This window comes from Glycomyces sp. NPDC050141, from assembly GCF_055586545.1.
Map to the genome: position 1 here is coordinate 1 of NZ_JBVJHZ010000076.1, position 7,990 is coordinate 7,990.

The 7,990-nt window shown below is 68.0% G+C and carries 8 protein-coding genes; 5 read left to right on the forward strand and 3 right to left on the reverse strand.

The genetic code is table 11. The features are described 5' to 3' along the window. Nucleotides 1–312: 312 nt before the first annotated feature. Both ACZ60M_RS25275 and ACZ60M_RS25280 read left to right on the forward strand, forming a co-directional pair. Entirely contained in the window at nt 313–1,062 is a 750-nt protein-coding gene (locus ACZ60M_RS25275) for a glycoside hydrolase family 12 protein (RefSeq protein ID WP_465421995.1), read from the forward strand. A gap of 167 nt (nt 1,063–1,229) precedes the next feature. Beyond that, the gene (locus ACZ60M_RS25280) at nt 1,230–2,909 is read left to right on the forward strand and encodes a pectate lyase family protein (RefSeq protein ID WP_465421997.1); all 1,680 of its coding nucleotides are present in this window, start codon (nt 1,230–1,232) and stop codon (nt 2,907–2,909) included. Between the two features lie 24 nt (nt 2,910–2,933). On the opposite strand, the gene ACZ60M_RS25285 is transcribed toward ACZ60M_RS25280, so the two are convergent. The 3 genes from ACZ60M_RS25285 to ACZ60M_RS25295 form a co-directional block, all read right to left on the reverse strand. Then, a complete protein-coding gene (locus ACZ60M_RS25285) occupies nt 2,934–3,278 on the reverse strand; it encodes a VOC family protein (RefSeq protein WP_465421999.1) in 345 nt (114 codons plus the stop codon). A gap of 446 nt (nt 3,279–3,724) precedes the next feature. Next, nucleotides 3,725–4,495: a class F sortase gene (locus ACZ60M_RS25290; protein WP_465422000.1), complete on the reverse strand. Its 771-nt coding sequence runs from the start codon at nt 4,493–4,495 to the stop codon at nt 3,725–3,727. Beyond that, nucleotides 4,479–4,955: a hypothetical protein gene (locus ACZ60M_RS25295; RefSeq protein ID WP_465422002.1), complete on the reverse strand. Its 477-nt coding sequence runs from the start codon at nt 4,953–4,955 to the stop codon at nt 4,479–4,481. The genes ACZ60M_RS25290 and ACZ60M_RS25295 overlap by 17 nt, the downstream gene beginning before the upstream one ends. 260 nt (nt 4,956–5,215) lie before the next feature. Here ACZ60M_RS25295 and ACZ60M_RS25300 point away from each other — a divergent pair, with 260 nt between their 5' ends. The 3 genes from ACZ60M_RS25300 to ACZ60M_RS25310 are packed head-to-tail and all read left to right on the forward strand — an operon-like array spanning nt 5,216 to nt 7,890. After that, nucleotides 5,216–5,707, forward strand: a complete 492-nt coding sequence (locus tag ACZ60M_RS25300; protein ID WP_465422004.1) for a 4Fe-4S binding protein — start codon at nt 5,216–5,218, stop codon at nt 5,705–5,707. After that, nucleotides 5,704–6,225 (forward strand): NADH-quinone oxidoreductase subunit J family protein, encoded by a 522-nt coding sequence (locus ACZ60M_RS25305; protein ID WP_465422006.1) that lies wholly within the window; start codon nt 5,704–5,706, stop codon nt 6,223–6,225. Before ACZ60M_RS25300 ends, ACZ60M_RS25305 begins: the two co-directional genes overlap by 4 nt. A gap of 21 nt (nt 6,226–6,246) precedes the next feature. Beyond that, nucleotides 6,247–7,890, forward strand: coding sequence for a DUF885 domain-containing protein (locus tag ACZ60M_RS25310; protein WP_465422008.1), 1,644 nt, complete (start codon nt 6,247–6,249; stop codon nt 7,888–7,890). Nucleotides 7,891–7,990 lie beyond the last annotated feature (100 nt).

The following is a 7,990-nucleotide window of genomic DNA, read 5'->3' on the forward strand; positions in this document are numbered from 1 at the left end:
TGGTGCCAGTAGGACACCACCACATATCCAATCGACGGAGGTGGGCCGCCCACCCCCCCCCCCACCCCCCTCCTGTGCCCCCCTCGGTCGCCCCCCCCCCCCCCCCCCCCCCCCCCCCCCCCCCCCCCCCGCGGTCGCGTCTCCAGTCCGGCCAATCATCTGATCTTTCTTAGTTTGAAGAGTTAAACAAACATTGACATTGCGTCCAATCGCATTGCAGAATGTCGATATATCGCTGTAAGTGTCGCTTGCGGGCGTCTCTCGACTCGATCTGCGCGTGGCCGTAGGCGGCGCGCGAGAAGGAAAGGTCAGATGAAACTCTTCAACAGGCGGGCCGTCCTCAGCCGGATGGCCCTCATCGTCCTCGTCATCGCAGGGCTCCTCAGTGCTGCGTCCCCGGCGCAGGCCCAGGTGTACTCGACGTGCGACCGGTGGGGGAGCTGGACCCAGGGGACCTGGACGGTCTACAACAACATCTGGGGCGAGAACCACGGCTCGCAGTGCCTGACGGTCAACAGCATCAAGTCCTGGTACGTCGACGCGAACCACACCGGCGGCGGGATCAAGTCGTACCCGAACACCTCGGTCCGGCCCCAGACCCCGCTGTCGCAGCTGAACTCGGCGGGTTTCTGGTACGACACGACCTCCGCCCCCGTCACCAGCGGGGACTGGTGGAACTGGACCAGCGACCTCTGGTCGACCGGCAACCAAGACGAGATCATGGTCTTCACCAACTGGTCGGGGAACTCCGCAGGCGGCTGGGGTACCCAGATCGCCTCCAACGTGACGATCGGCGGCATCCTCTACGCCTCGGTCTGGCAGGCCGACCCCGGCTGGAACGTCCTGCAGCTCATCCCCGCCCAGAAGACCGACACCGGGAGCATCGACGCCTCGGCGGTCTGGCGATGGGCCGCGTCGCAGAACCTCCTGCGCAATACCACCTTCGACACCATGCAGTTCGGCCTTGAGATCACCTCGACCAGCGGCGTGTCGAAGCGGTACTCGCTGAACGCCTACAGCGCCTGGTGGAGCAACACCTCCGGGGGCGGATCGACCATCTGACCAAGCCAAAACCAAGTGCTGCCCGGGCCTGTGCCGAAACCCGGGCAGCACCCCAGCTCCCTCGCACGCCCCACAACTCCTTCGTACCAACGCATCGGGAACGGTCCGCTGTGGCCACCGGCAGATACCCTCGTCATGCTCTGACATGAGAAGGGAACGCAGACCCCATGACCGGATCGGTCTCACGCCGAAACCTGTTCAAGATCGGCAGCGGCGTCGCCGCGGCCGGATTGGGCACCGCAATCGTCTCGACCGCCCACGCGCAAGACCCCGAAACCTCCGTGATCTGGCACTCCAAGCTCGTCTACCCCGGCGCGGACGGCGAACTCAACTACGCCGAAGACCACCTCAGCAAAAAGAAGATCCCCAACTTCAGCTGGTCCGGATACCGCAACGGCGAAGCGCCGATCCCCGACGTGCCCACCAAAAAGTCGATCAAGCCGATCCCCGACGATGACAACACCGCCCACATCAACGCCGCCCTCGCCGAGGTCGCCGCAATGACCCCGGACGCCAACGGCATCCGCGGCGCACTGCTACTGGAACCGGGCCTCTACGAAGTCAAAGGCACCATCGAGCTGAAATACAGCGGCGTGGTCCTGCGCGGCGCCGGCCGCTCCTACGACCCCGCGGTCGGCACGATCATCAAGTCGACGGCAACAGCGGGCGAGGCTGACGGCGGCATCGAATGCCCGGTCAAGATCGGCTCCGCGAACCAAGGCGCCAACTGGGAGAAGCAGTCCAGCACCCCGATTCCCGTCACCAACGACATCGTGCACGCCGGTACCCGACGGCTGGCACTCGAGAACACCACCGGGCTCGCGGTCGGCGACAACATCATCATCTGGCACAACTGCACCGCCGATTGGATCGCCGAAATCGATAACGGCGGCGTCGAGGCAGATCCGCCGTGGCCGGTCGACTCCGAACCCATCATGTACAACCGATTCATCAAGGCGATCGATGCAACAACGAATGAGATCGTCATCTGCGCCCCGGTCTTCAACGACCTCAACACGTCGCTCTCCGATGTCACCGTCTACAAGTGGCCCCAAGCCGGCGAAGTGGTCAACGCGGGCATCGAGAACCTCCGCATCGACATGGTGGAGCCCCCGGACGGCAGCGACCCGGAGGACCACGCCGACAGCTGCATCGTGATCGAACGGGCCCGCGACATCTGGGTGCGCAACGCAGCCACGCTCCGGTTCACGCGCTCCGGCGTCATGGTCCGCCGCAGCCACCGCGTCACCGTCGAGAACGTCTGGGCCCTGGAACCGAATTCCAAGCCCCTAGGCCAGCGCCGCTACAACTTCTGCGCCGGGTACATGGCCCAGCAGGTCCTGTTCACCGACGTCGTGGCCTCCGACGCCCGCCACGCGTTCGTCGCGGGCGGAGGCGCCGCGACCTCCGGCGTCGTCTGGCTCGACGCCGTCTCGAAGAACGGCTCCCTCGAATCCGGCGGCCACGCCCACTGGAGCCAGGGCCTGCTCTTCGACAACGTCTACGAGCAGATGAACACCATCTCCGAAAGGAAGAAGGTGGTGTTGAACCTCCACAACCGCCAGGACAGCGGAGCCGACGAGGCCAACGGCCACGCCCACGGCTGGTCCTCCGTCTACAGCGTCCTGTGGAATTGCAAGCTGGACAACGGCAACCAGGCCTGTGTGCAGCGCCCGCCGACCTCCCAGAACTTCGCCATCGGCACCACCGGCGACGTGGACGAGCCCGTGACCGGCTCGAACTGGCTCGTCACCGAGGAGCGCGGCTACGTCGAAGACGAGGCCGGCACCCTGGAGCCGGTCTCCCTGTACCGCAAGCAGCTCGAGGACCGCCTGAACACCCCCTGACCCCGAGCCCTGTCGGGCCTGCGGCTAGTGGGCTTGCGAGACGCAGAACTCGTTGCCGTCGGGGTCCTTGAGGACCGTCCACGAGAACGCCCCGCCCGGCGCCTCGTGGTCGGCCACATGGGCCGCCCCCGCGGCGATGAGCCGCACGACTTCTTTGGCGGCGTTGGTGGTCACGAGGTCGAGGTGGATGCGGCCCGGCTGGGTGCCTTCGACGTACTGGAAGGCCATGCCGGTGCCGTCCCCGAGGCCGACCATGACGTACTCGCCCCAGTCGGCGGTGATCTCACCGCCGAGGGCGGCGAGCCACCACTCGGCGAGCTGCTTCGGGCGGTCGGTGTTGACGGTGATGTTCGCGATCTTCAAGTCCATGCGGGTGAAGGTAACCCGGGGGTCCGACAGGCGGGGCCGATGATGTTGGCGGCGGGGCGGCCGGACTGGTGTGTTCGGCCGCCCCGCTCTTGCTCCCGCGGGGAGCGCGGGGTGGTGGGGCATCTGGCGGGGACCGCGCGCGGGTGGCTTCCCGCGCGCGACCGTGGTATGGCGACGTTCGCGAAATCCCTCATATCGCCGCCATCCCGCCGATGCCCGATGGCGTTTTTGTATCAAGGCTGACACGATATGTAGTTGAGCCGCAACAGAAAGTTTCCACCTGTGGATAACTCCGGGGAAGGCGGTGCCGGGGCTGGGCACGGCCTTGTGGATGGTGGTGAGGACCTGGGCTTCGATGCTGGTGGTGGCGGTGTTCTGGCGCATCTACCAAGCTTGTCACGGTTGGTGAACAACCGGCAACAGCTAGTTTCCTGCCTGTGGATAACTCAGTCCTTGAAGTGGTCGCGGCCGTTCAGGGGGCGGTCGCGGTCCTTTTCGGTCGCCTCGCGGTGCCCGGTGTAGTTGGCGAAGACCACGAGGTTCTCGGTGTAGTCGCCCGCCTTGCGGTCGAAGGCGCCGCCGCAGGTGATCAGGCGCAGGGCCGGTTCGGGCTCGATACCGAAGACCTCTTCATAGGGGAGGCGCTGCTTCGCGTACGACTCGACCGCGGTCACCTTGTAGGAGACGACGATGCCGTCGGCCCTGGTGACCTCGATGCGGTCGCCCTTCTCGAGTTCCCTGAGCGGGAAGAACACCGCCGGGCCGGAGCGTTCGGTGTCCACATGCCCCATGAGCACCGTCGGCCCGAACTCGCCCGGCGTCGGGCCCGCCTCGAACCAGCCCGCCTCATGCGGCCGCCACATCCGGGGCACCTCGAAGTTCCCCTCGTAGTCGAGGCCGAGCGCGGTCAGCGGGGCGTGGATGTCGACCGCGCCGATGTCCACGCGGGTCGGCTCGGAGCGGTCGAGCCACGTGCCGCCCGCCGGGTCGGCGACCGCGAACGGGTCCTCGTGGAACGGGTTCCCGAAGTGCGGCATCGAGAACGAAGGGACCGGGACGACGCTGCCCAGCATGAGCCCGAGGCCCCCGGCGAGGATGATCGAGAGGATGACGACGGCCACCGGCCGGAACGCGGGTTCCGGCCGGTGGATGGGTCGTTCGGCAGTGTGAAGGTCATCGGGCGCCTCGGCGCCCGTCTCCTCAGGCGGCAGTGACATTGCTGCGGCGCTTGAGCAGCCAGAGTCCCGCGGCCGCGACGAGCACCGCCGCCGCGCCCGTCCACAGGACCGCAGTGGCCGCATCGGAGGCCGTCGAGCCGCCGCCAGTCGCGGCGCCCGAGCCGGAGGTCACCGTGAACTTGGTCGACGCGGTGTCGCTGCCGCAAGTGACTGTGACCGTGTACGAGCCGGGTTTCATCTTGTCTGTGACGGTGAAGCTGCCTTGCGCGTTGTTGTTGTTCTTCGGCAGCTTGAAGCTCGTGTCGGTGTTCTCGACGTCGCCGGTCGCGTCCATGTCGCAGTTCGAAGCGAGCACGTCCACTCGGGTGCCCGTGGCGCCCGCCGTCGGCGAGAGCGTGACGGTGATGGCCGCGTTCGCGGGAACAGCGGTGGTCAGCACGAGCGCGGCGCTGAGCGCCAGCGCGGCGAGCATCCCTCGGATGGGCTGCGTCATTCGCATGGGCACGGGTTCCTCCCCGGACGGCACCGGGTCGCACCCGGTACGTGACGTGTCAATGGCTCACGGTAACGGCTCTTGTGGACGCAGCAGGCGGTTTCATGGGAAAACCGGCCCGGGTGGGCACGCCTGGCGAGTCGGGAATCGGACAGCGCGCTCCGCGGAGCGGACCGGAAGTTCAGCCGCGGAGCGGACGGGAAATTCGGCTGCGAAGCGCGGCTTGGGGTCTGGAAAACACCGGTGTCATCTGCCACGATGAGGAGATGAGGCTTCCCGGGAGCGGACTGGTCAGCGGTCTTGCGCAGACCGCGCGCACCGCCACGCGCCGTGCCGTCACCAGTCAGTATCCCGAGAACGAGCCTGACCTGCCTGAACGCACGCGCGGCGTGATCGCGTTGCACGAGCCGAGCTGTACTTCGTGCATGCTGTGCGCTCGTGAGTGCCCTGACTGGTGCATCTACATCGACTCGCACAAGGAGACGGTGGAGGTCGAGGGTGCGGCGCGGCCTCGGCAGGTGAATGTGCTCGACCGGTTCGATATCGATTTCTCGCTGTGCATGTACTGCGGGATCTGTGTCGACGTGTGTCCGTTCGACGCGCTGTTCTGGGCTCCTGATTTCGCTTATGCGGAGGGGGACATCCGGGATCTGCTCCATGGCAAGGAGCATCTCGGGGAGTGGCTGGGGACGGTTCCTGAATCGGCGAAGACCGAGGCTGTGAAGGCGGACTCGGCGACGCCGGAGGGCTCGCTGTGACGCTTGCTGACGTGCTGTTGTCGGGGTTCGGGTTGCTGTCGCTGGGGGCTGCGCTGGCGGTGGTTACTACTCGGCGGATCGTGCGGGCCGGGTTGTGGCTGGCGGTGGCTTTTGCGGGGATCGCGGGTGCTGCTCTGGTCTTGACGGCTGAGTTCTTGGCTTGGGTGCTGGTTCTGGTTTATGTCGGTGCGATTGTTGTCCTGTTGTTGTTCGCGACCATGTTGACCAGGGCTCCTACTGATCCTTCGGATGATCTTGACCGGGCCCGGTTGCCCGGGGTGTTGATCGCCGGTGGGGTTGGTCTTGGTTTGGGGGCGGTCGTCACTGGTGCGTTCGGGTGGACCTTTGCCGGGCTTGCCTCCCGTGAGACCGGCGGGGCGGCTCGGATGGGCGAGGCGGTGTTCTCGGATTGGGTGCTGCCGTTCGAGGTGCTGTCGCTGCTGCTCTTGGCCGCTTTGGTGGGGGCGGTCGTCATCTCGACGAAGCCGAGCAACAATCACGTAACGAAGGATTACTAGCCGCGCGGTAAGCTGACGGCCATGACCTCACCGATATTCGCGCTCGCCGACGAGTACATCACCGGGTACGCCCGCCTCCACCCCATGTTCGCCGGGTCCGCCGGCATCAAGGGCGACTTCGGTGTCGCCACCGACTTCGGCCCCGAGGCCGTCGCCGAGCGGGCGAAGCTCGACGCCGACACGCTCGCGAAGCTGGGCGCCCTGGAGTCGACCGGCCCGGCCGACGACCTGGCCCGCCTCCACATGGCCGAACGCCTCGAGGTCAGCTGGGCCCAGCACGAGGCCGGGGAGTGGCGCCGCGCGCTGCGCGTCCCGTACGGGATGCTGCAGAGCCTGGTGAGCTATGTGGACCTCGCGCCGCGCCAGACCGAGAACGACTGGCGGTTGAACGTCGCGCGGATGCGCGCGATCCCCCAGATGCTCACGACCTGGCGGCAGACCCTGAACGCCGGGATCGAGGCGGGCCAGACCGTGGCGCTGCTGCAGGTCACCGAGGGTGTCAAGCAGGCCCGCCGCAACGCCGAGTCGCGCACGTTCGACAAGCACGTCGCCGCGTACGGCGACGGCGCGCAGGCCCGCGACCTGCGCGAGGCCGCCGATGCCGCATACGAGGCGTTCGCCGCCGCCGCCGACTACCTGGAGCGCACCTACGCCCCGCACGCGGCCGCCAGCGACGGTGTCGGCGAGGAGCGGTACCTCCTCGCGGCGCGGTCCACGCTCGGCGCGGTCCTGGACCCGCGCGACGCCTACGACTGGGCGTGGGAGGAGCTGCACCGCATCGAGGACGAGATGGCCGCTGAAGCCGACAAGATCCTTCCCGGTGCCGGGCTCGACGAGGTCATCGCCCACCTGGACGCGACCGAGGCCGTGGGCACCCACGAGGAGTACCTGGCCTGGCTGAGCGAGAAGCACCAGGGCGCGCTCGCGGCGCTCAACGGCGTCCACTTCGACATCGACCCGCGCCTGATGAACCTCGACGTGCAGGTCGTGCACGGCTCCTCGGCCGGTTCGGCGTACTACACGGGCCCGAGCGAGGACCTGTCCAGGCCGGGCCGCACGTGGTGGCCGGTCGCCGAGCGCGAGACGTTCCGCACCTGGGGCGAGCTGACCACGGTCTTCCACGAGGGCGTGCCCGGCCACCACCTCCAGATCGGCCAGGCGAAGGTCACCGGTGACGGCCTCTCGCGCTTCGCGAAGGTCTTCGGCTCGGTCTCGGGCCACGCCGAGGGCTGGGCGCTGTACGCCGAGCGGCTCTCGGACGAGCTCGGCTGGTTCACCGACAAGGGCTCGCGCCTGGGGATGCTCAAGGGCTCGGCGCTGCGCGCCGCCCGCGTCGTGATCGACATCGGCTGGCACCTGGACCTGCCGCTGCCCGCCGCCGAGGCGAAGCGCCACGGCGACCGCTGGAACTTCGACGTCGCCCTCGAGGTGCTGAAGACGCGCGGCCGCATCGCCGGGCACCGCGCCTACCCGGAGATCGTCCGCTACGCGGGCTGGCCGGGCCAGGCCATCTGCTACAAGCTCGGCGAGCGCGCCTGGGTGGACGCCCGCGCGGAGGCGCAGGCCGCCGCCGGTTCGTCCTTCGACCTGAAGGCCTGGCACACCAGGGCCCTCAACCTGGGGCCGATCGGCCTCGACAACCTCGCGTCGGTCCTGCGGGGGTAAGGAATGCACGGCAGCGGGGGGGGGGGGGGGGGGGGGGGGGGGGGGGGGGGGGGGGGGGGGGGGGGGGGGGGGGGGGGGGGGGGGGGGGGGGGGGGGGGGG

Coding starts and splice junctions, on each gene's coding strand:
- ACZ60M_RS25275 (WP_465421995.1), top strand. CDS start 313: ATGAAACTCTTCAACAGGCGGGCCGTCCTCAGCCGGATGGCCCTCATC.
- ACZ60M_RS25280 (WP_465421997.1), top strand. CDS start 1,230: ATGACCGGATCGGTCTCACGCCGAAACCTGTTCAAGATCGGCAGCGGC.
- ACZ60M_RS25285 (WP_465421999.1), bottom strand. CDS start 3,278: ATGGACTTGAAGATCGCGAACATCACCGTCAACACCGACCGCCCGAAG.
- ACZ60M_RS25290 (WP_465422000.1), bottom strand. CDS start 4,495: ATGTCACTGCCGCCTGAGGAGACGGGCGCCGAGGCGCCCGATGACCTT.
- ACZ60M_RS25295 (WP_465422002.1), bottom strand. CDS start 4,955: ATGCGAATGACGCAGCCCATCCGAGGGATGCTCGCCGCGCTGGCGCTC.
- ACZ60M_RS25300 (WP_465422004.1), top strand. CDS start 5,216: ATGAGGCTTCCCGGGAGCGGACTGGTCAGCGGTCTTGCGCAGACCGCG.
- ACZ60M_RS25310 (WP_465422008.1), top strand. CDS start 6,247: ATGACCTCACCGATATTCGCGCTCGCCGACGAGTACATCACCGGGTAC.